Source organism: Mycobacterium sp. 852002-51163_SCH5372311 (assembly GCF_001667115.1).
Classification (GTDB): Bacteria; Actinomycetota; Actinomycetes; order Mycobacteriales; family Mycobacteriaceae; genus Mycobacterium.
The window spans coordinates 1-2138 of the sequence record NZ_LZIJ01000154.1 but is presented as its reverse complement, the minus strand read 5'-3'; the positions used below and the strand labels follow the sequence as shown (position 1 = coordinate 2138).

Annotated in this window: 1 protein-coding gene; it reads left to right on the top strand. The window is 65.1% G+C overall.

Features of this window, described 5'->3' with window-relative positions:
* Positions 1–2138, top strand: a 2138-nt coding sequence (locus A5791_RS17625; protein WP_156661432.1) for an SDR family NAD(P)-dependent oxidoreductase, incomplete at both ends; no start/stop codon positions are given.

The window sequence follows — 2138 nt, the reverse complement described above, 5'->3', positions numbered from 1 at the left end:
CCTGCGTACGGGTTGTTGGAGGTGGTGTGGTCGCCGGTGTCGTTGGGTGGTGGTGGTGTGGGGCCGGTGGTGGTGTGGGAGTCGTCGTCGGGGGAGTCGGTGGCGTCGGTGTATGGGGCGGTGCATGAGGGGTTGGGGGTGTTGCAGTCGTGGTTGGGCGGTGATGAGGCGGGGGTGTTGGTGGTGTTGACGTGTGGTGCGGTGGGGTTGGCTGGTGAGGATGTCACCGATGTGGCTGGTGCGGCGGTGTGGGGGTTGGTGCGGTCGGCGCAGGCTGAGTTTCCGGGTCGGGTGATGTTGGTGGATTCGGATGGTTCGGTTGCGGTGGAGGCGGTGGCCGGGTGTGGTGAGCCGCAGGTGGTGGTGCGGTCGGGTGTGGTGCATGGGGCGCGGTTGGCGCGTGCGGGTGCTGGTGCGGTGTTGGAGTTGCCTGGTGGGGGGTGGCGGTTGGTGCCTGGTGGTGGGGGCACGTTTGAGGATTTGGTGGTGGTCTCGTGCCCGCGGGTGGAGTTGGGTGTGGGGCAGGTGCGGGTGTCGGTGGCTGCGGTGGGGGTGAATTTCCGGGATGTGTTGGTGGCGTTGGGGATGTATCCCGGTGGTGGGGAGTTGGGTGTTGAGGGTGCGGGGGTAGTTGTGGAGGTTGGTCCGGGGGTGGCCGGGCTGGTTGTGGGTGATGTGGTGATGGGTTTGTTGGGGGTGGTGGGTGCTGAGGCGGTGGTTGATGCGCGGATGGTGACTGTGGTGCCGGCGGGGTGGTCGTTGGTGCGTGCGGCTGGGGTGCCGGTGGTGTTTTTGACGGCGTGGTATGGGTTGTCGGTGTTGGCTGGGTTGGGTGCTGGGCAGCGGGTGTTGATTCATGCCGGTACTGGTGGGGTGGGGATGGCTGCGGTGCAGTTGGCTCGGCATTGGGGTGCGGAGGTGTTTGTCACTGCCAGTCGTGGTAAGTGGGATACGTTGCGGGCGATGGGTTTTGATGAGGACCATATCGGTGATTCGCGCACGGTGGAGTTTGAGCGGAAGTTTTTGGCGGTGACCGGTGGGGCTGGGGTGGATGTGGTGCTCAACTCGTTGGCGGGTGAGTTTTTGGATGCCTCGTTGCGGTTGTTGCCTGGGGGTGGGCGGTTTATTGAGATGGGCAAGACCGATCTGCGTGATCCGCAAACGGTGGCCGCCGAGCATCCCGGTGTGGTGTATCGGGCGTTTGATCTGATTGAGGCGGGTCCGGATGGTACGGCGCAGATGTTTGCGCAGTTGATGGATTTGTTCGCTGCTGGTGTGTTGGAGCCGTTGCCGGTCAAGACGTTTGATGTGCGCAGTGCTGCGGCGGCGTATCGCTATGTTTCGCAGGCTCGTCAGATCGGCAAGGTGGTGCTGACGGTTCCTGGTGGGCCTGGTGAGGCGGTGTTGGCCGGTTCGGGTGGGGATCTGGCCGGGGGCGCGGTGGTGATCACCGGGGGTACGGGGATGGCGGGGTCGGCGGTGGCTGAGCATTTGGTTGCCCGTTACGGGGTGGGTCATGTGGTGTTGGTCAGCCGCAGCGGTGGCCAGGCTGCTGGGGTGGCTGAGGTGGTGCAGCGGTTGCAGGACGGTGGGGCCCAGGTCTCGGTGGTGGGTTGTGATGTGGCCGATCGTCAGGCGGTGGCCGACCTGCTGGCGGGGTTGGATCCGCGTTTCCCGCTCAAGGGGGTCTTTCATGCCGCCGGTGTGCTCGATGATGGGTTGATCGCTTCGTTGACGCCGCAGCGGGTGGATACGGTGTTGCGGGCCAAGGTGGATGGGGCCTGGAATCTGCATGAGTTGACCCGGGATCGGGATTTGTCGGCGTTTGTGTTGTTTTCCTCGATGGCCGGCATCGTGGGTACTGCGGGGCAGGGTAATTATGCGGCGGCCAACAGTTTCCTGGATGCGCTGGCCACTCATCGGCGTGCCCAGGGTCTGCCCGGCTTGTCGGTGGCCTGGGGGTTGTGGGAACAAGCCAGCGCCATGACCCGTCACCTCGGCGAGCAGGACAAAGCCCGCATCAGCCGCGCCGGACTGGCTCCCCTGTCCACCCCGGCAGCCCTACAACTGTTCGACGACGCCATGCTCACCGACCACCCCCTGATGATCGCCACCCACCTCGACACCGCCGGACTCGC